General features: G+C 65.2%; 20 protein-coding genes and 1 riboswitch. Of the genes, 5 read left to right on the top strand and 15 right to left on the bottom strand.

Annotated elements, in window-relative coordinates:
- Positions 1-345: 345 nt before the first annotated feature.
- The 3 genes from ACQR1B_RS17060 to ACQR1B_RS17050 form a co-directional block, all read right to left on the bottom strand.
- Entirely contained in the window at positions 346-1,965 is a 1,620-nt protein-coding gene (locus tag ACQR1B_RS17060) for an IS1182 family transposase (RefSeq protein ID WP_434831094.1), read from the bottom strand.
- A gap of 171 nt (positions 1,966-2,136) precedes the next feature.
- Positions 2,137-2,583 carry a hypothetical protein gene (locus tag ACQR1B_RS17055; RefSeq protein WP_434834569.1) on the bottom strand — a complete coding sequence of 149 codons (447 nt, stop codon included), beginning with the start codon at positions 2,581-2,583 and terminating at the stop codon, positions 2,137-2,139.
- Between the two features lie 81 nt (positions 2,584-2,664).
- Positions 2,665-3,189 carry a mismatch-specific DNA-glycosylase gene (locus ACQR1B_RS17050; protein ID WP_434834570.1) on the bottom strand — a complete coding sequence of 175 codons (525 nt, stop codon included), beginning with the start codon at positions 3,187-3,189 and terminating at the stop codon, positions 2,665-2,667.
- A 108-nt stretch (positions 3,190-3,297) separates the two neighbouring features.
- On the opposite strand from ACQR1B_RS17050, the gene ACQR1B_RS17045 reads away from it, so the two are divergent.
- The gene (locus ACQR1B_RS17045; protein WP_434834571.1) at positions 3,298-3,933 is read left to right on the top strand and encodes a glutathione S-transferase family protein; all 636 of its coding nucleotides are present in this window, start codon (positions 3,298-3,300) and stop codon (positions 3,931-3,933) included.
- Between the two features lie 43 nt (positions 3,934-3,976).
- Here the strand turns inward: ACQR1B_RS17045 and ACQR1B_RS17040 are convergent, their stop codons facing one another.
- The 4 genes from ACQR1B_RS17040 to ACQR1B_RS17025 form a co-directional block, all read right to left on the bottom strand.
- The gene (locus tag ACQR1B_RS17040; protein WP_434834572.1) at positions 3,977-4,246 is read right to left on the bottom strand and encodes a hypothetical protein; all 270 of its coding nucleotides are present in this window, start codon (positions 4,244-4,246) and stop codon (positions 3,977-3,979) included.
- Between the two features lie 195 nt (positions 4,247-4,441).
- On the bottom strand, positions 4,442-4,696 hold the full coding sequence (locus tag ACQR1B_RS17035; protein WP_434834573.1) for a hypothetical protein: 255 nt from the start codon (positions 4,694-4,696) through the stop codon (positions 4,442-4,444).
- Between the two features lie 182 nt (positions 4,697-4,878).
- Positions 4,879-6,174 carry an acyltransferase family protein gene (locus tag ACQR1B_RS17030; protein WP_434834574.1) on the bottom strand — a complete coding sequence of 432 codons (1,296 nt, stop codon included), beginning with the start codon at positions 6,172-6,174 and terminating at the stop codon, positions 4,879-4,881.
- A gap of 396 nt (positions 6,175-6,570) precedes the next feature.
- Positions 6,571-6,957 (bottom strand): RidA family protein, encoded by a 387-nt coding sequence (locus tag ACQR1B_RS17025; RefSeq protein WP_434834575.1) that lies wholly within the window; start codon positions 6,955-6,957, stop codon positions 6,571-6,573.
- A 238-nt stretch (positions 6,958-7,195) separates the two neighbouring features.
- Here ACQR1B_RS17025 and ACQR1B_RS17020 point away from each other — a divergent pair, with 238 nt between their 5' ends.
- On the top strand, positions 7,196-7,963 hold the full coding sequence (locus tag ACQR1B_RS17020) for a hypothetical protein (RefSeq protein WP_434834576.1): 768 nt from the start codon (positions 7,196-7,198) through the stop codon (positions 7,961-7,963).
- A 212-nt stretch (positions 7,964-8,175) separates the two neighbouring features.
- Here the strand turns inward: ACQR1B_RS17020 and thiC are convergent, their stop codons facing one another.
- The 6 genes from thiC to ACQR1B_RS16990 form a co-directional block, all read right to left on the bottom strand.
- Positions 8,176-10,077, bottom strand: a complete 1,902-nt coding sequence (gene thiC, locus ACQR1B_RS17015; RefSeq protein ID WP_434834577.1) for a phosphomethylpyrimidine synthase ThiC — start codon at positions 10,075-10,077, stop codon at positions 8,176-8,178.
- A 174-nt stretch (positions 10,078-10,251) separates the two neighbouring features.
- Positions 10,252-10,860 carry a thiamine phosphate synthase gene (locus ACQR1B_RS17010; RefSeq protein WP_434834578.1) on the bottom strand — a complete coding sequence of 203 codons (609 nt, stop codon included), beginning with the start codon at positions 10,858-10,860 and terminating at the stop codon, positions 10,252-10,254.
- Complete coding sequence (locus ACQR1B_RS17005) at positions 10,847-11,629, bottom strand: thiazole synthase (RefSeq protein WP_434834579.1); 783 nt, start codon at positions 11,627-11,629, stop codon at positions 10,847-10,849. The genes ACQR1B_RS17010 and ACQR1B_RS17005 overlap by 14 nt, the downstream gene beginning before the upstream one ends.
- A gap of 337 nt (positions 11,630-11,966) precedes the next feature.
- Positions 11,967-12,164 carry a sulfur carrier protein ThiS gene (thiS, locus tag ACQR1B_RS17000; protein WP_434834580.1) on the bottom strand — a complete coding sequence of 66 codons (198 nt, stop codon included), beginning with the start codon at positions 12,162-12,164 and terminating at the stop codon, positions 11,967-11,969.
- Positions 12,155-13,171, bottom strand: a complete 1,017-nt coding sequence (locus ACQR1B_RS16995) for an FAD-dependent oxidoreductase (protein WP_434834581.1) — start codon at positions 13,169-13,171, stop codon at positions 12,155-12,157. Before ACQR1B_RS16995 ends, thiS begins: the two co-directional genes overlap by 10 nt.
- Positions 13,159-13,269: riboswitch (TPP riboswitch) on the bottom strand. Its footprint overlaps the gene before it by 13 nt.
- A gap of 78 nt (positions 13,270-13,347) precedes the next feature.
- A complete protein-coding gene (locus ACQR1B_RS16990) occupies positions 13,348-14,172 on the bottom strand; it encodes a transglycosylase SLT domain-containing protein (protein WP_434834582.1) in 825 nt (274 codons plus the stop codon).
- A 211-nt stretch (positions 14,173-14,383) separates the two neighbouring features.
- Between ACQR1B_RS16990 and ACQR1B_RS16985 the strand changes: the two genes are divergently transcribed.
- The 3 genes from ACQR1B_RS16985 to ACQR1B_RS16975 all read left to right on the top strand — a co-directional run bounded on the left by ACQR1B_RS16985 (position 14,384) and on the right by ACQR1B_RS16975 (position 17,060).
- Positions 14,384-15,865 (top strand): hypothetical protein, encoded by a 1,482-nt coding sequence (locus ACQR1B_RS16985; protein WP_434834583.1) that lies wholly within the window; start codon positions 14,384-14,386, stop codon positions 15,863-15,865.
- Positions 15,866-16,015: 150 nt separating this feature from the next.
- Complete coding sequence (locus tag ACQR1B_RS16980; protein WP_434834584.1) at positions 16,016-16,264, top strand: hypothetical protein; 249 nt, start codon at positions 16,016-16,018, stop codon at positions 16,262-16,264.
- A gap of 262 nt (positions 16,265-16,526) precedes the next feature.
- Positions 16,527-17,060 carry a PRC-barrel domain-containing protein gene (locus ACQR1B_RS16975; RefSeq protein ID WP_434834585.1) on the top strand — a complete coding sequence of 178 codons (534 nt, stop codon included), beginning with the start codon at positions 16,527-16,529 and terminating at the stop codon, positions 17,058-17,060.
- Between the two features lie 86 nt (positions 17,061-17,146).
- Here ACQR1B_RS16975 and ACQR1B_RS16970 read toward each other — a convergent pair whose 3' ends face one another.
- Positions 17,147-18,559, bottom strand: coding sequence for an ATP-binding protein (locus tag ACQR1B_RS16970; RefSeq protein ID WP_434834586.1), 1,413 nt, complete (start codon positions 18,557-18,559; stop codon positions 17,147-17,149).
- Between the two features lie 24 nt (positions 18,560-18,583).
- A complete protein-coding gene (locus tag ACQR1B_RS16965; RefSeq protein ID WP_009025786.1) occupies positions 18,584-19,324 on the bottom strand; it encodes a response regulator in 741 nt (246 codons plus the stop codon).
- Positions 19,325-19,724: the final 400 nt, after the last annotated feature.

Genomic DNA, 19,724 nt, shown 5'->3' with positions numbered 1-19,724 from the left:
TGCAACAAAAAAGCACGCGGCAGAACCACAGGTTCGGCGGAGACATCCCGGCCTTCCCTGCGCGCATGGTTTGACGGCTTATACGTGGTCTCCCTGGCGCGCCGGCTTGTTGGCCACCATTGCGCGCGCTGCGCTTTCGCATCAGTACGCGCGTGACACCAGCTTCGGGGTGTCAGGACATCACGACTTCACCGTACGTGACGGCCGGCGCTCGTCGGGCGCAGCCATCACGTCCACCGCGGCCCACCTCCACGTATCGTGACGACGCGTACGTCCCTCTGCATGAGGCGGGTTGAGCGAGACGATCGCCCCGATTTGCCCGACGAGGCTGGGCAAGAATCCTGATTATGGGTCTGGGACCGCCCGCACCGGCGTGATCACGAGCGATAGCGAGAATCTAGCCTGAAATCGCGGGGAGACGAGCTGAATCGCGTGCAGAGCGGCCGCAAGGGCGACGAAGCATCGGTCGTGAGTCATGCGCAGCTTGTCTGCGAGGCAGACCAAGAACCGGTCGAGGCCTAGAATGTTGAGCAGGCGCGTGAAGTTGTAGCAGAGCGCCATCAGGCTCCATTCCCCGCGGACCTTGTCGAAGCCGCGAACCAGGAAGTGCTGATAGCCGGCGCGAGACTTCAGTGTCCCGAAGGGGTGCTCGACAATGGCGGAGCGACGACGCATCAGGTCAGCGGCGGCTTCGCCTGCCATTCTCTCGCGATGACGGTCGAGAACATCCTCGTGCTCCCAGCGGCTGACGCTGCGGGACGTTGCCTTTGGGGAGAGGCAGGATGCCTTCAATGGACAACTGCCGCAGATCTTGGTTGAGCCGAAATAGCGGTATTCGATCCGGCCACTGACGTTAGTCCATGGCTTCTTCGTCGGATGCAGCGATTGGCCGGCCGGACACCGGTAGGTATCGGTCGCGGCATCATAGCGGAAATCCTTGCGGGGGAAGCGACCCTCCTTCTCGACCTTGCCGTTGGTGTCGTTCAGCGGCACATAGGCCGTGATGCCGTCATCCTCGCAGGCTTTGATGTCTGCGCTGCTGTAATAGCCGGTATCGGCCAGGATCTGCAGGGTGTCGACTTCGAGGATCTCCTTGGCCGCCTGTGCCATCATGTGGAGATGCCCAGCATCGCTGCGGTTGACGACTTCGCTGGCGACGATCAGCTTGTGCTTGTCGTCGACGACGCTCTGGACGTTGTAGCCGGCGATGGTCTGGTCGCCCTTGCTCAATAGCCGCGCATCGGAATCAGTCGTCGACACCTGCCCCTTGTCACCGCTCTCGATCGCCTCAAGATCGGCCTGCGCGCGCGCCCGCCGGGCCATCAGCTCCTTCATCTTGTCGCCGACATCGCCGCCGCCCTTGGGGCCGCCCCCCGATCCCTCGGGGCGCTGCTTGGCTTCCGCGGCATCGTTCTCCTCGCAAGCCTTCCCGTAGGCCTCGATCTCCTGATCCAGCTTGGCGATCTGTTTGGCGAGCTTGCCGCGCGTGAAGATGCTGTCCTTGGCGGCGTTGCCGTGGAACAGGGCGCCATCGACCGCAACCAGGGTCCCGCCCACCAGGCCGAGTTCGCGCAGCAGCAGCACGAAGCTACGGTTGGTCGCCTTCAGCGCTTGCCAGTTCTCCTTGCGGAATTTGGCAATCGTTCGGTAGCCGGGCTTGAGGCTCTTCAACAGCCAGATCAGCTCGAGATTGCGGCCAGCCTCCTGCTCCAGCCGGCGCGACGACCTGATCCCGTTGATGTAGCCGTAGAGGTAGAGCTTCAACAAATCCGACGGATCATAGGGCGGCTGCCCGGCACCAACACCGCGCTTGGCGTGCCTGAAGCCCAAACTCGCCAGATCAAGCGCCTTGACGAAGCTCTCGATCGCCCGGACCGGGTTGTCGTCCCCGACATAGTCCTCGATCCGTGGCGGAAGAAGGCTGGCCTGCTCGCGGCTCTCGCCGCTCTTGAAAGTTCGATTCATGATGTGACAAATCGTACACGCAGCTCAACGGAAAAGCCCGGAATTCTTGCCCAGCCTCGACATGGCAAGCGCCGATGCCTGCGACATACCAACACGACGGGCAGTTGGCGCATGGCGCGCATGCGCCGATTGCCCGACGGGTAGGAGACTTCCTCCTGTGACGTTCTGCGACTAAGGCCGCGAGCCGCCCGGAGCCGTCGGCCTCGTGGCCTGCGGCGCCGGCGCCGATCGTCCGGTGCGCTGAGGCTGCGGCGCCGCAGGCGGTTGTATCAGTTCGGTGAAACGAGAAAGATTGTCGCAGGACTCGGTGCCCATTCCGACTTCGTGGAGTTTGCCGCCGTCAAAGGTCACGACATGATTGTCCTGGACGACGATGCCCAGCGGATTGTCCCGATGCAGCTTGACGCAGATGGCGATGAATGTGCCGCCTGCGAACAGGCCGCCCCACCGTTCGTAGGGCGCCGAGATCTGGGCATCGCGAAGAACGTAGCGGTTGCGCACGCGGACATATTCGGCGATCTGCCGACGATAGTCGGAAGGCAGGCGCGCGGCGAGAGTCCCGGCCGACTGGCCCGAGCGATCCTGGGCGTGAACCTCGTGCAGCAACGAAGCAAACATGATGCCGACCGCGACGAATAGGCAGGCCAAAACATTTACTGGACGCATGCCGAGTTCCTCCCTTGTGACGGCTCAGCTTCCTCAGCGCGGCTGCGCTGTCAACGTGTCCAGTGATACGACATGCTCTGCCAACTCGCGCCACGGCTGCAGCGTCCACGCGCCGGATGCGGCGCCGGACGGCGAGGCCAGCACGAACGTGGTCGGGACATCCTTGTGGTCCGGCTGGAGCCCGAGCGCGATTGCGCCGGTCGGCTTGCCATAGACCAGGCTGGCGGCCTTCTTGCTGGTGAAGGCGACCGTCGCCGGCCGATGCTGCCGGATCTTCGCAATGAAGCCGTCGACGTCGACGCCCGCCTTCAGCGCGACGTGGTCCATGCCCGCGCCCTGCTTGCAAAGGTCGGTGAAGCCGATGCCGAGCGCCAGCAGCGCCGGAAATTCCTCCGGCCGATACAGCCGCGGCGTCAGGCCGACGGCGAACAGCGTGCGCCAGAAGCGGTTGCCGGGATGGGCGTAGTAGTGGCCGGTCGCCGCCGACCGCTCGCTGGCGGCGGTGCCGACGAACACGAGGCGCAGGCCGGGCTGGAGCTGGTCGGGCAGGCGGTCCATGGTGCCATCGTCGCATTGTTGCGTCGTCGGCAACAGGCTGTTGCCGGGATGCTGCATTGTTGCTGCGTCAGCCGTGGTCTAGGTGAGGCAGCGCAACGGGAGCTCAACATGTCACAACGCCGCCTCTACCAGTTTGCATTGTCCGGCCATTCGCATCGCGCAAGGCTGATGCTGAGCCTGCTCGATCTGCCTTGCGCGATCGTCGATGTCGATCTCAAGGGTGGTGCGCACAAGCAGCCGGACTTTCTCGCGCTCAATCCGTTCGGCCAGGTGCCGGTGCTGGTCGACGGCGATGCGGTGATCGCCGACTCCAACGCCATCCTGGTGTATCTCGCGGCCCGCTACGACGACAGCGGCCGCTGGCTGCCGCGCGATCCGCTGGGCCAGGCGCAGGTCCAGCGCTGGCTGTCCGCGGCTGCGGGCCCTCTCGCGTTCGGCCCTGCGGCGGCGCGGATCTCGACGCTGTTCGGCGTGCCGCTCGACATGGTGAAAGCGCATCAGATCGCCAACGGCCTGTTCGCGGTGATGGAGCAGGAACTGGGCCGTCGGCCGTTCCTCATCGGCGATGCGCCGACCATTGCCGACGTCGCGCTGTACAGCTACACCGCGCACGCGCCCGAGGGCGGCGTGTCGCTCGCGCCCTATCCGAATGTGACGGCATGGCTAAAGCGGATCGCTTGCCTGCCCGGCTTCGTGCCGATGCAGGCAAGCCCGATCGCCGGCGGCGCCATCGAGCAGGGATGACCGCAGGGCGGTTTGACGCCCGGCGGCCGCACCGGATGCGGCCTTACAGGAAGCAGCGGCGCTCGTCGCGCAGCTTGAGCTGGATGTTGGTGGCCTCGACGAAGGTCGGCACCGGCCGGGAGACGATCTTGTAGGTCGAGGGCCATTCGACCGGCTTGGACTGCAGATCGGTGTTCCAGATCTGGCAGATGCCGGTGTTGTCCCAGCGGATCACATAGTAGCCGCTCTGGGGGGCCGGCGCGGCGAATGCGGGCGCGGCGAATGAGGCGGCCGCGAGCGCGGCGGCAACGGCGAGAGTGGTCAGGCGACGCATCGTCAATCTCCTCGAACGAAACAACGCGGCCGGCCCGCGGACGCGGGCCTGCCGCCTTGCGGCGGGATTAGCGCCCAAGTGGTGCGACAAAAGCGCGCGCAAAGCAAGGTGCTCGCGGGTCGCCGTTCACAGCGATGTCCAGGATGTGAATGACGACATGCCGTCGTCACAGGGGACGGCCCGTCGCGCCGGGGCTCACAGGGTGCAGCGGCCCTGCTGGCGCAGCCTGATCTGGCGGGTGACGGCGTCGTTGAACGTCGGCACCGGACGGCTGACGACCTGATAGCTCGACGGCCACTGGATCGGCTTGAAGGTCAAGGCCTCGCTCCACACCTGGCAGATGCCGGTGTTGTCCCAGCGGATGATGTAGTAGCCGGCCCGGGCGGGCGCGGCGCCGAGCAGCGCGGCGGCAACAGATGCGGCAAAACAGATCGTGGTGAAACGAGGCATCGTGAAAACTCCTGCAACAAAAAGGCCGCAGCCCGCGGCCGGCCCTATGTCGGAGCGGTCTCGATCATTTTGAAGGCGGACACCCGCGAAGCGTGCGGCAAAAGCGCGCGATCAGCGATGCAAAAGAGCGGGCTTGCGAGCCCATCACGATGCGGCGGACGTGATGGTCCGACGCGATCACTCTAAGGCGACGCGCGCCGGGCCTGGATCATCAGCGACGGATCGCTTTGCGCGGCCGTGCGCGACGAGAAGCCGAGATCCGTGCTGAAGGCCGGTGCCGGGACGAATGCAGGAACGGTGACGGTGACAGGCGGCTGCGATGCGAGCGGCTGCGGCGGCGATCGCCGGCGCAGGAAGTGGCGCTCGAGATAGGCGTAGGAGAGCGTTGCCGCCACGATCGACAGCGCCAGCCCCACCACGAGCCGCGGGAACCACGGCATGCCATAGCTGTCGAGGAAGTTGAGGATCGGCAGGTGCCACAGATAGATGCCGTAGAAGATGCGGCCGAGAAACACCGCCTCCGGCCGTTCGAAGACGCGATGGCAGATGGTGCCGTGGCTGCGCGCCAGCATGGTCAGCGTGAGGATGCCCGGGAGAACGCCGCACACCATGCTGCCGAAATAATAGTAGTTCATGCTCGGCCCGTCGGCGGGCCAGAACAAAAATGTGATCGCGACCCAATAGACCAGCAGCGGCCACGCCAGCTTCGGCAGGAGACGGTCGAGCACGGGATAGGCGCCGAGGGGCACCAGCCGCAATGTGACGGCCATCGCGCACCCCGCCATCAGCGCGTCCGCACGGGTGTCGAACGCGGTATACAGCCGCCGCCACTCGGCGCCATCGAGCAGCAGCGACAGCCGCCACGCCCAGATCGCCGCCGCGATGGCGCAGATCGCGCCGACCAGCCGCCAGTTCACGCCGAAGTGCTTGACGAGCAACGCGAAGGTCAGCGGCCACAGCAGATAGAACTGCTCCTCGGTCGACAGCGTCCAGGTGTGGCCGATGTCCTCGATGGTCTTCGGGTCGAACACGTACCAATAGTTGGAGATGTAGGAGATAGCGATCGCGGCGCGCTCCAGCGCCGGCAGGAACGGCGGCCGCAGCAGCCACGTGAACAGCAGATAGGCGGCGAGCATCAACAGCAGCGGCGGCACGATCCGGGCGAAGCGCCGCGCATAAAACTCCCGGAACCTGATATGGCCGTGCTTGTCGATGTCGCGCAGCAGCAGTCCGGTGATGTAGTACGCGCTGGCGACGAAGAACAGGTCGATATAAAGCACGGCGCCCGGCACGTGGCGGTGCGAGACATGGGCGACGACGACGCCCAGGGTCATCAGCCCGCGCATGCCGTCATGCGCGGGGACGTAGCCGAGCGGATAGACCTGGGCCTTCCAGGCCTCGCGGATCGCCTCCCGCAAGGGGGTTGTGGCGGCACCCGAGAGGCGGAACAGGGCATGGATCGGCCGTGATTTAAACATTTATCGTCAGATTTTCGGATATAATGTTTCGGACTATTAAATCCTATTTAAATTTTAAATTCACCGCAAGTGTCGAAATAGCGAAGCGGGTGTCGTTACGACGCAGGGTTGCAGTCAAATGTGGCATACTGCACGCCGCAGCAGCAGGCGGTGGCGGGGATCGGGCGCCAAGCGGTCGATGCGAACGGGAACTCGGGTTTCGCCAAGCGAGAGCGAGCGTAGAGCGCGAGCTGGAGATTTCCGAGGCGAGCCAAAGGCGGCGTCAGCCGTAGGATGGGCAGGGCAGCCGCCCACAGGGGCGGCCGCGTGCCCACCATCGCGCAGCGAACTCGTCGGTGAGCACGGCGCTACCGCGATCCCGAACGCGGAGGCAGAGGCGCTTCGCCTTTGCCCACCCTACGCAGCGACGATAGCCGCGACGCCCTCGATCTCGATCAGCATCTTCGGATCTGGCAGCGCCGCGACCACGCAGGTGGTGCGCGCCGGATAGGGCGCGGGCCCGAACGCCGTGGCATAGAGCCGGTTCATGGTCGCCACATCCGAGGCGCGCGTCAGCAGCACGTTGACCTTGACGAGGTGGCGCAGGGTGGCGCCGCCTCCGGTCAGGACCTGCGTGAAGTTCGTCACGACGTTGGCGAACTGAGCCTCGAAATCATCAGGCAGATTGCCGTGGGCGTCGAAGCCGGGAATGCCGGAGATGAACAGGAGATCGCCGATCCGGGTGCCGAAGGAGAGCGGCGGAGCCTTGATGTGGGGTGGAGCGGGGATGTGGTGGATGGGCATGGGAGTCTCGGGCGATTGGTGGCGAGTTAAACAAAATATCGCGAATAGGTCATGTAAGGTGAGCGCGCCTTCAAGTCATTTGTTTAGACGTGCAACAATTCGGGCGCGCAGTCTTTTTTCGGGGTGCGATGTGAGAGGTAAGTGCGACGTTCTCAATGGCGCTTTGCTTTCCTTAGACTCGGTCTGCATGCCTGCTTGCAACTTGTTGGCGATCTGTGGTGTAGTTGGTTGCATAAGGATGTTTGTCGCTTTTATCGAAGGGGCATATTCTCGAATGACGTTTTCCGAGATTACCTTCAGCTTGTTCACTACGCTATTGGGAGCTGGCGCTGGCGCCGGTGTCTCCCTTTATTTCTTTAGAGCCCAGCAAATCACGGACTTTAACCGTCTCTTTGAACGCCTGAGAAATTTCGATCGAGAGATTGAGCTTCAGCGTCACGAGCAGCGAAAGGTCGTTGAGGGGCTGATAGCTGTGGATCGTGATTTTGGAAGTATGTCGAAAGACATAGCAAGCATAAAGGTTGCTACCGACGCAAAGTCAGTTTTGGATATCCATACATCCTTAGATAACCTGAAGATTTCGTACTCGAAGTTGAACTCCGAGGTTGAGCGTCTTTCTGGTTCGATAATAGATTCGCTTCGTACTCAGCAAGACGTGTTCCTAAGTAGGATACAGAACGAATTTTCGCGCACAGTAGAAGATTCAAAGGGGTCGCTAGAAAGGTCTTTGGCGAAGGAATTGGCTCCGCTGGTGCCTTCCACACGGGAGCAAGCTGCTATTACTAAGAAGCTTATTGAGCTGACAAGTTATGCGATGATGAGCATGGGGAAGTATCAGCTTGAAGCTGTCAAATCGTACGCAGAGAAGGCCTTGGATGAATCTGGCCAAAAGGTCGGCGAGTCAATGCAGGGTATTCAGAATGATGCTCGCCAAGTGAAGGAAAAATTGGATAAATTCCCGCTAACTTTGCCCGGGCCATCCCGCGCAACAAAACGAATCAAATAGTGTTCATCTATCGATGAGCTAAGCCGATGAAGCCTTGCAGGTCGATGCCGTGTGTCATTACGTCGGTGGGCGGTGCGCGGCGTGGTTGGAATAGTATCGACTCGGCGAGAGCGTCGGTCGCTGGATGCCGAAAAAAGCCGGGCTTTCGCCCGGCTTTGATGGATGGCCGGGTCTGCGCCCGGCCATGACGATCGAGAGAGCGGGGCAAAGCGTCAGGACAACGCCTTGTTGCTCTCCTTCACCTTCTCCGCATCGAGATACACGCTGCCGCCCATTTCCTTGAACTTGGCGCTCATCTGGGCCATGCCGTCCGCGATGGTGCCGGAGATGGTCATGCCGACGGTGGCCGGATCGTTCAGCGTGGCGGCGTAGTCGCGGACGTCCTGGGTGATCTTCATCGAGCAGAATTTGGGGCCGCACATCGAGCAGAAATGCGCGACCTTGTGGGCTTCCTTCGGCAGGGTCTCGTCGTGGAAGTGTTTTGCCGTCTCTGGGTCGAGGCCGAGGTTGAACTGGTCGGTCCAGCGGAAGTCGAAGCGGGCGCGCGACAGGGCGTCGTCGCGGAGCTGGGCGGCCGGGTGGCCTTTGGCGAGATCGGAGGCGTGGGCTGCGATCTTGTAGGTGATGACGCCCACCTTGACGTCGTTGCGGTCAGGCAGGCCGAGATGCTCCTTCGGCGTCACGTAGCACAGCATGGCGCAGCCGAACCAGCCGATCATGGCGGCGCCGATGCCCGAGGTGATGTGGTCGTAGCCCGGCGCGATGTCGGTGGTCAGCGGCCCCAACGTATAGAACGGCGCCTCGCCGCACTCCTTGAGCTGCTTGTCCATGTTGATCTTGATCTTGTGCATCGGCACGTGGCCGGGACCTTCGATCATGACCTGGCAGCCCTTGTCCCACGCGATCTTGGTGAGCTCGCCCAGCGTCTCCAGTTCAGCAAACTGCGCGCGGTCGTTGGCGTCCGCGATCGAGCCCGGGCGCAGGCCGTCGCCGAGTGAGAACGAGACGTCATACTTGCGCATGATGTCGCAGATCTCCTCGAAATGGGTGTAGAGGAAGCTCTCCTTGTGATGCGCGAGGCACCACTTGGCCATGATAGAGCCGCCGCGGGAGACGATGCCGGTGACGCGGCTCGCGGTGAGGTGGATGTAGGCCAGCCGCACGCCGGCATGGATGGTGAAGTAGTCGACGCCCTGCTCGCACTGCTCGATCAGGGTGTCCTTGTAGAGCTCCCAGGTCAGCTGCACCGGGTCGCCGTTGCACTTCTCCAGCGCCTGGTAGATCGGCACGGTGCCGATCGGCACCGGCGAGTTGCGCAAAATCCATTCGCGGGTGGTGTGGATGTTGCGGCCCGTCGACAGGTCCATCACGGTGTCGGCGCCCCAGCGGATCGCCCACACCATCTTGTCGACTTCCTCCTCGACCGACGAGGTCACCGCCGAGTTGCCGATATTGGCGTTGATCTTGGTCAGGAAGTTGCGGCCGATGATCATCGGCTCGAGCTCGGCGTGGTTGATGTTGCAGGGGATGATGGCGCGGCCGCGCGCGATCTCGGAGCGGACGAATTCCGGGGTGATGAAGGCGGGGACCTCGGCGCCAAAACTCTCGCCGTCGGCGAGGGCTGCTTCGGCACGCTCGAGCTGCTGCTTGCGGCCGAGATTCTCGCGCTCGGCGACGTAGATCATCTCCTTGGTGATGATGCCGGCGCGGGCGAATTCGAGCTGGGTTATCTTGTGGCCGTCGAGGCCGCGCAGCGGCTTGTGATGCGCGGTGAAGGCTTTTGCCGCCTTGTCGGCGCCGACATTGCCGTTGTCCTCCGGCTTGATGTCGCGCCCGACATATTCTTCGACGCCGCCGCGCTCCTTGACCCAGGCGAGACGGTTGCGGGCGAGGCCGGCGTTGACGTCGATCGTCACGGTCGGATCGGTGTAGGGGCCGGAGGTGTCGTAGACCGGCAGGTTCGGCTCGCCAGCGCCTTCGGACAGGATGATCTCGCGCAGCGGCACGCGCAGGTCCGGCGCCGAGGCCGGATGCGCGTAGATCTTGCGCGAAGAGGGCAGCGGACCGGTGGTGACGGCGGGCAGCGTCGTATCGGGATTGGAGCGGATGTTCATGGGATCCTCCTGATTATTCTGGGCGTCGGGCGCGTGCGGCAAGGCCTGTGGTAGGCCGTACTTGCTGGCGGCGGCGGTGCGTCTTCTCCCATTCCCGCAAGGGGGAGGGGGAGCACCGCCCTCGCGGCGTTTTCGTAGAAAAACTCTCAGACGCATTCGCAAATGTGGCGCGCATTATGCCGGCTCCTTGGTCGCATCGAGCCAGGCGCGGACGCGGGCGTCGGGATCGGCGTTCTGGGTGACGTCGGAGACCACCGCGATCGAGTCGGCGCCGGCTTTGAAGATCTCGGCGGCCTGCTCCAGCTTGATGCCGCCGATGGCGACCAGCGGGATGTTGCCGACACGCTTCTTCCACTCGCCGATCCTGGCGATGCCCTGCGGCGCGAAGCGCATCGCCTTCAGGGTGGTCGGGAAGATCGGGCCGAGTGCGACATAGTCGGGCTTGGCGGCGAGCGCGGTCTCCAGTTCGGCGTCGTCATGCGTCGAGAGGCCGAGCGTTAGGCCGGCCTCCTTGATCGCGGCGACGTCGGCCTCGGCGAGATCCTCCTGGCCGAGATGGACGTGCGCAGCACCGGCAACGATCGCCGCGCGCCAGTAGTCGTTGACGATCAGTTTGGTCGCGGTACCCCTGGTGATCTCCAGCGCGTCGGTGACGATCTGCAGCGCCTCGCCGTCGTTGAGGTCCTTGGCGCGCAGCTGCACCGTGCCGACGCCGAGCTTGGTCAGGCGCTCCACCCACGCGAGGGAATCGACGACCGGATAGAAGCGATCAGGATACGGCATGCCAGAACGGTGTCCCAACGACAGGGGTGGAGGGCGAGGCGAAATCGCGGGCGTCCATCAGCCCGGCCTCGTAGGCGGCGCGGCCGGCCTCGCAGCCGAGCCGGAAGGCGCGCGCCATCGCGACCGGATCGGCGGCCTTGGCGATGGCGGTGTTGAGCAGCACGGCGTCGTAGCCGAGTTCGAGCGCTTCCGCCGCGTGGCTGGGCGCGCCGAGGCCGGCATCGACGACGAGGGTGATGTCGGGCAGGCGGTCGCGCAACAGCCTCAGGGCGTCGCGGTTGATGATGCCTTTGGCCGAGCCGATCGGCGCCGCCCAGGGCATCACCACCTTGCAGCCGGCATCGACCAGCCGCGTGGCGACCGTCAGGTCCTCGGTGCAATAGGGGAAGACCTCGAACCCGTCCTTGATCAGGATGGTCGCGGCTTCCACCAGGCCGATGACGTCGGGCTGCAGCGTGTCGTTGTCGCCGATCACTTCGAGCTTGATCCAGCTGGTGCCGAACAATTCGCGCGCGAGCTTCGCAGTCGTCACCGCCTCGCGCACGCTGCGGCAGCCGGCGGTGTTCGGCAGCACCGTGACACCGAGCGCGTTGATCAGCTTCCAGAACGCATCGCCGGATTTGCCGCCGGCCGCTTCACGCCGCAGCGACACCGTGACGATCTCGGCCCCGGAGGCGCGGATCGCGTCCTGCATGATCACGGGCGATGGATACAGCGCGGTGCCGATGAGGAGGCGGGAGGAGACGGTCTTGTCGTAGAATTTCAGCATGGATTGTCTCCGTCATGTCGGACGGTGGTCGCCGCAAGGGACGCTGTCATCCCCGCGAAAGCGGGGATCCAGTATTCCAGAGGCGGTCTTGTTAGGCCGAGAGGCCGCGGCGTACTGGATCCCCGCCTGCGCGGGGATGACGATTGTGGGTGGGGCGCGACTTCTCTCCCCACGTCGTCCCGGCGAACGCCGGGACCCATACCGCGTGATCTCGCGTGGGATCCGGGTGGGAGAGATCGTGCTTCAACACACCAGCCGGTGGTCATGGGTCCCCGCGTTCGCGGGGACGACAGCGGAGTTTGACGTGCCTGCGCGCATCCCATCGGCATCAGCATCATCACCCTCCCTGCCGGGGGGTGATGATCTCGATCTCGTCGCCGGCTTTGAGCTCAGTCTCGGACCAGCGGCTCTTCGGCACGACGTCGTAGTTCAGCGCGATCGCAAAATGCGTGCCCTCGTAGTCGAGCTCGGACAGCAGCGCGGCGACGCTGGTGGCGCTGATGTCGCGCGCCTCGCCGTTGACGGTCACGCGCATCGCATCACCTCATTGTCGATCTGGCCGCGCTCGACGTAGTTCAAGGTTGCCTGCGCCAACGCAGGCGCGATCAGGAAGCCGTGGCGGTAGAGGCCGTTGACGCGGATTTCGCGCTGGCCCTTGACCGTGATGCGCGGCAGATTGTCGGGATAGGCCGGCCGCAGGCCGGAGCCGAATTCGAGGATGCGCGCCTCGCCGAACGCCGGATGCACGGAATAGGCGGCGCCCAGCAGCTCCAGCGCCGAGCGCAAGCTGACGCCGGTGTCCTCGGCTTCGAGCGAGGTCGCGCCCAGCATGAACAGATTGTCCTCGCGCGGGATCAGATACAGCGGAAAGCGCGGATGCATCAGCCGCACCGGGCGCGCGAGACTGACCTCCGCGGTCTCGATCAGGATCATCTCGCCCTTGACGCCGCGCAGCTCCGGCTCGGTGTCGCGCGCTTCGAGGCCGCGGCAGTCGATGACGAGGCCGTCGAGATCATCCGCCGTGACATGGCTGTTGAACAGCACCCGGCCGCCGGCCTCGACGATGCGCTGGTGCAGCTTCGGCAGCACGCGGCGCGGCTCGACATGGCCCTCGGCCGGATAGAACAGGCCTTCGCGGAAGCGGCCCTCCAGCGACGGCTCGAGCGCGGCGAGCGCGGCCGTATCCAGGCGCTGATAGTCGGAGGTGCGGCGGGCGAAGCGGTCGTAGTCGGCGCGGTCGCGCGCATGGGCGATGACCAGCGAGCCGTTGAACGGCGTGTCCGGCAATTCGCGCCGCCAGATGTCGAGCGATTTCAGGCCGAGCCGGCTGATCAGCGGCTCGGAGACCTCGCTCTCGCAATAGGGCGCGAGCATGCCGCCGGCCCAATGGCTGGTGGAGAGCACCAGGCTCTCGTCGCTGCGCTCGTGCAAGGTCACGGCATGGCCGGCCCGCGCGAACAGCAGTGCCTGCCAGGCGCCGGCAATGCCAGCACCAATGATGGATACGGGGCGATCCCCGCGCGTCGTGCTCGTCTGCTGCATCCCTGTCCCTTCGCCGGCATGACCCGGATCAGGTTCAAAGGGTCACCGCACATCGCTGCGGTATCTCAGCTCCCCTCGGAGCTCCCCTCGGAACGCCTTTAAAATAGACCGATATGCTCAAGTGTCAACGGAGTGTCATGGAAAGACCGTCGCGGACGAATAGGAACCAATCGCGATCAATGCGCCCGCGCGTGGCGAGTGGTTGCAATCTTCGGCGTGATGTCGAGCGGGGCGCTCGCGCGCTCCGGCCGGCCGGCAGGTCGCGCGTCGGCCATGCGCTGCCGCTTGGCCTCCTCGTAATAGCCCTTGGCGAAATAGGCCACCGCGCGGTCGTGGTCGCCGCGGGCGGCGCGGTAGGCGCCGGCGAGGTAGCGCACGCCATAGGTGAGGTTGGTGTTGGGATCGTGCAGGCCGGCCGCGTCGCCGCCATAGCCGAGGCCACGCGCGGTGCCGAGCTTGATCTGCATCAGCCCGATGCAGCCGCAGCGGCCGACCAGATCCTTCTGGTACTTGCTCTCGCGCACGATCACGCGGTGGATCAGCGCTTCGGGAACGTTGTTGGCGGCGGCGTGGACCGCGACCAGCGCGTCGATGTGCGGATGGCCGGTGTCCATATGCTTGGGCTTGGCATCGGCCGCCTTGCGCTCGGCGTCGCGGGGCTCGACGGCGGGCGCCTCGGCCGGCACGGCCGCATCGGCGTCCGCCGGCGCGGCGGCACTGGCATCCATCGGCTGCGAGGCGTCGGCGCCGCTCACGGCCTCGATCGCCTCGACCTCGCGGGCAGCCTTGGTGACGGCGCTGTGCGCGGCCAGGACCTTGGTGCCATCAGAGCGGGCATGAGCCAGCTTGAGCGGCGTGCCGCCCTTGGCGGCGGCCTTGCCACCCTTCGGCTTGGCCGTGTTGTCCGATGCGGTGCTCACATCCTCGGCAGCCATGGCGAACGGTACGTGACCGGCCATTGCAAGGCCTGCGATGCAGGCCGTCAGCACGAGACGTTTCATGTGTCAGGATCCCCGCCAACCATGCGCATGCCAGGCAGCCCCCCGGCATGCGTTTACATCTTGCACACCGTAATTGGTACGAACGCCGGGCGATAATGTGGCAATAATGGGGCGAAACGGGCCTGGCGGCTCCCGCCCGGGGGCGCCGGTTTACCTCGAGTTATGGCGCACCTGCTTGGCTGGCGCAGTTTCGAGCCAGGACCACGCCGCGATGACGCTCTCCGTCACTCACACCGAAGCGATTGCCCCGCCAGGGCGTGCGCTGCTGCCGCTGTGGGTCGGGGCCGGCGTCTATGCGCTGCTGCTGGTCGCCGGCAACCGGCTGCTCAACGACCCCGACACGCTGTGGCAGATCACGGTCGGGCAGTGGATCATCGACCACCGCGCGGTGCCCACGGTCGACGTCTATTCCTTCACCATGCGCGGCGCGCCGTGGATCTCGACGCAATGGCTCGCGCAGGTCGCCTATGCCGCGGCCTACGGGCTCGCAGGCTGGAGCGGGCCGGTGGTGCTGGCAGCCGCCGCGATCGCGCTGGGCTTCGCGCTGTTCGCGCGTGCCTTGCGCCGGCATCTGCGCGACAGCACGACGTTGCTGTTCGTGGTCGCGGCCTTCCTGTTGTGCCTGCCGCATCTCCTGGCGCGGCCGCATGTGCTGGCATTTCCGATCCTGGTGGCCTGGATCGCGGGGCTGATCCGGGCTGCCGACCGCAAGGAGGCGCCGCCGGCGGCGCTGGCGTTGCTGATCGCGCTGTGGGCCAATCTGCATGGCGGCTTCGTGTTCGGCCTGTTCTTCATCGCGCCCGCGGCGCTCGACGCGCTGGTCAACGCGGAGGCCGCGGCCCGCCGTGGCCTCGCCTTGCGCTGGGCCATGTTCGCCGCGCTCGCGCTGGCGGCAAGCTGCTGTACGCCCTATGGCTGGAATGCGCTGCTGGCCGCGCAGAAGATCCTCTCGCTCGGGCAGGCGCTGCCGCTGATCGTGGAATGGAAGGCGACCGATTTCCAGGGCTTCGGCCCGTTCGAGATCTGCCTGCTGCTCGCGATCGGCTTCGCCCTGGTCCATGGCCTCGAGCTGCCGGCGGTGCGAATCCTGATGCTGCTCGGCCTGCTGCATTTGGCGCTGGCGCAGGCGCGCGCCGCCGAACTGCTCGCGCTGGTCGGCCCCCTGGTGATCGCGGCGCCGCTGGCGCGCCAGTTCGGCACCGCGCCGCTGCCGGCGGCAGGGGCGCGTGCCTCGCTGGCATCCGTCGTCATGGTCGCGCTGGGCGCCGGCACCCTCGCATCCCTGTCGATTCTCGACTACGCGCCGAACATGCGCGGCACGCCGGTCGCAGCCGTGACCGAGCTCAAGAAGCTCAATCTGACGCGGGTCCTCAACGACTATGATTTCGGCGGCTATCTGATCTCGACCGGCGTCGCGCCGTTCATCGACGGCCGCACCGAACTCTACGGCGAGACGTTCTTCGTCGATCACAACGCCGCCTCGGGCCTGATGGAACCGGACAATCTATTCCGGCTGCTGAAGGACTACGACATCGAGGCGACCTTGCTGCGGACGCAGAGCGCGGCGACCCGGCTGCTCGATCACGTCGACGGCTGGCAGAAAGTGTATTCGGACGGCATCGCTACCATCCACCTGCGCAAGCCCGGCGCCCGCCGCACCGCGGAACCTGCGGTTGCCATCGACGGCAATTGAATCAAACATGTTGGTTCCGTCGCCGTGAGGTCGGATGTCGCGCGGCATCCCGGCGCGTGCAATTCGATCGGCATGCGCCTATCATGATCCGGTCAGTTCGACAGCAAGCCTGACTCATTCAAAAAAATCTGAACGGAGAGGGAGCGCGTCATGGCCGTCAAGGCAACCGACATCCAACGTCGCGACGTCGATACTGCGCAATCCGAGCTACGCGTCCTGGACCTGCCCCGCAACAATCCCTGCGCCCAATGCGCCGAGCCGATCGCGCTGCCGTCCTGGGTCGAGCAGGACGGCCGTCGCGTCGCCTATCTCTGGCATTGCCGCCTCTGCGACTATCGCTACGAGACGATCGCGTTCTATGCCGAGGCCGTCGATGAGGATAGCGCGCTGGCGGCGTAGTTAATTCCAGAACCCCGGCGCAATCGAGCTCAGAATCGTTCCGCGATCGATGCGAGCAACTCGCATTGAGCGCGGACGCCAGGCCGTTGCCGTTGTTGCAACAGCGGCGCATGTCGACAGAACCGTCACAAACCGACATTGCCGCTCTCCCTGAGGCCACTTGTCGCTAATGTCGCGCATCATGACGAAATCGTGGTTCCCTTGGGAACGCCGACGGTCCGTTGCAGTTCTCCCGTGACCATTCACTGAGAGGAGACACACCATGATGAAGAAGACTGTTGCGGCCGGCCTCGCCGGCTCGCTGCTGCTCGCGACGGCGGCTTTCGCGGCCGAGAGCACCACTTCGACCACCACGACCCGCGCCGACGCGTCGACGTATCAGGGCAACTGGCGCAGCTCCAAGCTGGTCGGCGTCAAGGTCTACAACAACAACAACGAGAACGTCGGCTCGATCGACGACCTGCTGGTGGACAAGACCGGCGCGATCAAGGGCGTCGTGATCGGCGTCGGCGGCTTCCTCGGCATGGGTGAGCACCTCGTTGCGGTCTCGTTCGACCAGGTGAAGTTCTCGGATCAGCCGGTGCAGTCGACCACCGCCGCGAACGCTTCGGCTTCGGGCACCAGCACGTCGGCGACCACGCCTCCGGCCTCGACCACCACGACCGGCGCGGCCACCGGCACCTCGTCGTCGTCCTCGATGAGCTCGACCAAGAGCCGCTGGTATCCCGACCACGCGATGATCAACGCGACCAAGGATCAGCTGAAGACGATGCCCGAGTTCAGCTACTCGGAGTAACGGCTACTCGGCATAGCTGATCGTCTCGACGCATAGCTGATCGTCTCGACGCGACGCGCCCGAAGGTTTTCGGGCGCGTTCGCGCGTCAGGCTGCGGGACGCAGGCTGTTCTGGCCGAGCGGCAGCTGGATGCGGGCGATCAGGCCGCACGGCTTGCGGTCGTGCAGCGACAGCTCGCCGCCATGGGCCTGAATGATCGCCTTGGCGATCGACAGGCCAAGCCCGAAGCCGGTGGCCTCGTCCATGTTGCGGGCGTGATCTCCCCGCACAAACGGCTCCAGCATGTCCGGCTTGAGTGCGTCGCTGATGCCGGGCCCGTTGTCCTCGACGTCGATCGTCACTCCGTTTCTGGAGACAGTCAGCCGTATGACGCTCTCCGTTCCATACTTCGCGGCGTTCTCGACCAGGTTGGTGACCGAGCGCATCAGATCGTCCGGCCTGACGGTGGCCATGGCATGCGCTGGACCCGCATAGCTGACGTTGTGCCCGACATCGGCGAACTGGTCGGCGATGAGCTGCAGGATGCTGGCGAGATCGACCAGCGTCATCGGTTCGAGCTGGCGGCCGTTGCGCAGGAACGACAGCACCGAGCCGAGCATCGTATGCATCTGGTCGAGATCGGCCAGCATGCGGCTGCGCTGCAATTCGTCCTCGACGAACTCGCAGCGCAGCCGCATGCGGGTCAACGGCGTGCGCAGGTCGTGGCTGATGGCCGCGAGCATCTTGGTCCGGTCGTTGATCAGCGCGGTGATCCGCTGCCGCATCCGGTTCAGCGCCCGTGCGAGGGAGCGGATTTCTTCAGGGCCACGCTCGGGCAGGGCGGGTCCCTCGCCGTCGAGGCTGAAGTTCTCGGCGGCCTTGGCGAAGCTCGAGAGCGGCGCCGTCAGCGCCCGTGCGGCCCAGAGGCCCAGCAGAGTCATGCTGATCAGCGCGAACATGATCGTGGTCAGCCAGGGCGCCCCCCAGAACGGCGGCCGGCGCGGCCGATCCGGCGCCTTGGCCGAGATCATGTCGCCGTCGGGGAGGGCGACGACAACCCGGCGCGCGCCTGATTCCGGCGGCAACATGAAGACCTGATAGCCGGGGCCCAGACCTCGAAAGCCTGCGGGTCCGAAAGGTCCGGGCTCGGAGACGCCGCGCGCTTCGACACCTGGATCGCCGGGGCGCGGCGCGTCGCTGGTTGATCCGGCACCCGGCTCGACCGGCCGTCCTGGTCCGGCCGGCAAGGGGCCGGAATGGGCCTTGATGTCGAATTCGGGGTAGGCGCGCGCGATGTCGACCATCAGGCGGGGCCGCTCGCCTGCAGGCGCGCGCCCGAGAACGTGGACCACGGCCGCCAACTGGAACGGACCGGCCTCGTTCTCGCCCGGAGGCTGCTCGGCGCGGTAGATCAGGAAGGTCGCCGTGATGATGGCGTGGAGCGCCACGATCGAAATGGCGACCAGTGCGGTGATCTGGCCGCGGATCCCCTTCAGGTTGAGAAAACCGAACGACATCATGACACCGCCATCCGATCAGACCGGTCAATGGCTCTGCGGCGCCGTCACCACCTCGACGACGGGCGTGAACATGTAGCCGCCGGAACGCACGGTCTTGATCATTGTGGCCTCCTGCGGATCGGGTTCGATCTTGCGGCGGATGCGGCTGACCAGGACGTCGATGGAGCGTTCGAACGAGCCGGCGCTGCGGCCTTGCGTGAGGTCGAGCAGGCTGTCGCGTGACAGCACGCGGCCCGGCCGTTCGCAGAACGTGCGCAGCAGGTCGAACTCGGCGCTGGTCATCGCGACGCGCGCGCCTTCGGGGTTGCGCAGTTCGCGCAGCCGGAAGTCGATCTTCCAGCCGAGGAAGCTCAGCGCGGTGGCGCCTTCGGTGGCGCTCGCGGTCATCGCCGCCGCCTGACGGCGCAGCACCGCGTTGATGCGGGCCAGCAGTTCGCGCGGATTGAACGGCTTCGGCAGATAGTCGTCGGCGCCCATCTCGAGGCCGAGAATGCGATCGACGTCCTCGCCGCGCGCGGTCAGCATGATGATCGGCACTTGCGATTCCGCGCGCAGCTTGCGGCACAGGGTCAGGCCGTCCTCGCCGGGCAGCATCACGTCGAGGATCAGCAGGTCGATGCGGTGATCCCCCATGATCCGCGTCATCTCGCGGCCGTCGGTCGCGGTCGTCACGTTGCAGGCATTGTTGCGCAGATATTTCGCGATCAGCGTTCGCGTCTCGCGGTCGTCCTCGACGACAAGGATGTGTGGTTGTGTCTGGGCCATACCGACAAGTGACCTAGAATCGGGGCGTTTTGCGTTAAATTTTGTTGCGAAATGTTTCCTGGCGCAACGCCCGGCGCTGCCTGGAAAGCACGTGCACCCGGTGTTGCGGCTAGTGCCCTCGGCGCGTCAATAGTTTGGGCCGCCTACGCTGGAATTGACGGCAAGGCACGCGCTATCCGATTCGTCGTTGAGACGCATGGGCAGATGGTGCCGACGCCGCCAGCGGACCATGTTACCGAGGGCCCGTAGATCGACGTGGCGATCGCCGGCTGCTGGAGCGGTGAAGCGACCCGGCCGACCGGATGATTCGCAACGCCATCGATCGCGCCACGCCCATGATGGTATGCGCAGGGAACGACGGCGAACGACGTGACAGGCGCAATCGGCCGGCCGTCATGGA

The organism is Bradyrhizobium oligotrophicum (genome assembly GCF_051168495.1).
In the GTDB taxonomy this organism is placed as follows: domain Bacteria; phylum Pseudomonadota; class Alphaproteobacteria; order Rhizobiales; family Xanthobacteraceae; genus Bradyrhizobium; species Bradyrhizobium oligotrophicum_A.
The sequence above is the reverse complement of the archived record's forward strand: the minus strand, read 5'-3'. Positions and strand labels throughout refer to the sequence as shown.

Coding starts and splice junctions, on each gene's coding strand:
- ACQR1B_RS17060 (WP_434831094.1), bottom strand. CDS start 1,965: ATGAATCGAACTTTCAAGAGCGGCGAGAGCCGCGAGCAGGCCAGCCTT.
- ACQR1B_RS17055 (WP_434834569.1), bottom strand. CDS start 2,583: ATGTTTGCTTCGTTGCTGCACGAGGTTCACGCCCAGGATCGCTCGGGC.
- ACQR1B_RS17050 (WP_434834570.1), bottom strand. CDS start 3,189: ATGGACCGCCTGCCCGACCAGCTCCAGCCCGGCCTGCGCCTCGTGTTC.
- ACQR1B_RS17045 (WP_434834571.1), top strand. CDS start 3,298: ATGTCACAACGCCGCCTCTACCAGTTTGCATTGTCCGGCCATTCGCAT.
- ACQR1B_RS17040 (WP_434834572.1), bottom strand. CDS start 4,246: ATGCGTCGCCTGACCACTCTCGCCGTTGCCGCCGCGCTCGCGGCCGCC.
- ACQR1B_RS17035 (WP_434834573.1), bottom strand. CDS start 4,696: ATGCCTCGTTTCACCACGATCTGTTTTGCCGCATCTGTTGCCGCCGCG.
- ACQR1B_RS17030 (WP_434834574.1), bottom strand. CDS start 6,174: ATGTTTAAATCACGGCCGATCCATGCCCTGTTCCGCCTCTCGGGTGCC.
- ACQR1B_RS17025 (WP_434834575.1), bottom strand. CDS start 6,957: ATGCCCATCCACCACATCCCCGCTCCACCCCACATCAAGGCTCCGCCG.
- ACQR1B_RS17020 (WP_434834576.1), top strand. CDS start 7,196: ATGTTTGTCGCTTTTATCGAAGGGGCATATTCTCGAATGACGTTTTCC.
- thiC (WP_434834577.1), bottom strand. CDS start 10,077: ATGAACATCCGCTCCAATCCCGATACGACGCTGCCCGCCGTCACCACC.
- ACQR1B_RS17010 (WP_434834578.1), bottom strand. CDS start 10,860: ATGCCGTATCCTGATCGCTTCTATCCGGTCGTCGATTCCCTCGCGTGG.
- ACQR1B_RS17005 (WP_434834579.1), bottom strand. CDS start 11,629: ATGCTGAAATTCTACGACAAGACCGTCTCCTCCCGCCTCCTCATCGGC.
- thiS (WP_434834580.1), bottom strand. CDS start 12,164: ATGCGCGTGACCGTCAACGGCGAGGCGCGCGACATCAGCGCCACCAGC.
- ACQR1B_RS16995 (WP_434834581.1), bottom strand. CDS start 13,171: ATGCAGCAGACGAGCACGACGCGCGGGGATCGCCCCGTATCCATCATT.
- ACQR1B_RS16990 (WP_434834582.1), bottom strand. CDS start 14,172: ATGAAACGTCTCGTGCTGACGGCCTGCATCGCAGGCCTTGCAATGGCC.
- ACQR1B_RS16985 (WP_434834583.1), top strand. CDS start 14,384: ATGACGCTCTCCGTCACTCACACCGAAGCGATTGCCCCGCCAGGGCGT.
- ACQR1B_RS16980 (WP_434834584.1), top strand. CDS start 16,016: ATGGCCGTCAAGGCAACCGACATCCAACGTCGCGACGTCGATACTGCG.
- ACQR1B_RS16975 (WP_434834585.1), top strand. CDS start 16,527: ATGATGAAGAAGACTGTTGCGGCCGGCCTCGCCGGCTCGCTGCTGCTC.
- ACQR1B_RS16970 (WP_434834586.1), bottom strand. CDS start 18,559: ATGATGTCGTTCGGTTTTCTCAACCTGAAGGGGATCCGCGGCCAGATC.
- ACQR1B_RS16965 (WP_009025786.1), bottom strand. CDS start 19,324: ATGGCCCAGACACAACCACACATCCTTGTCGTCGAGGACGACCGCGAG.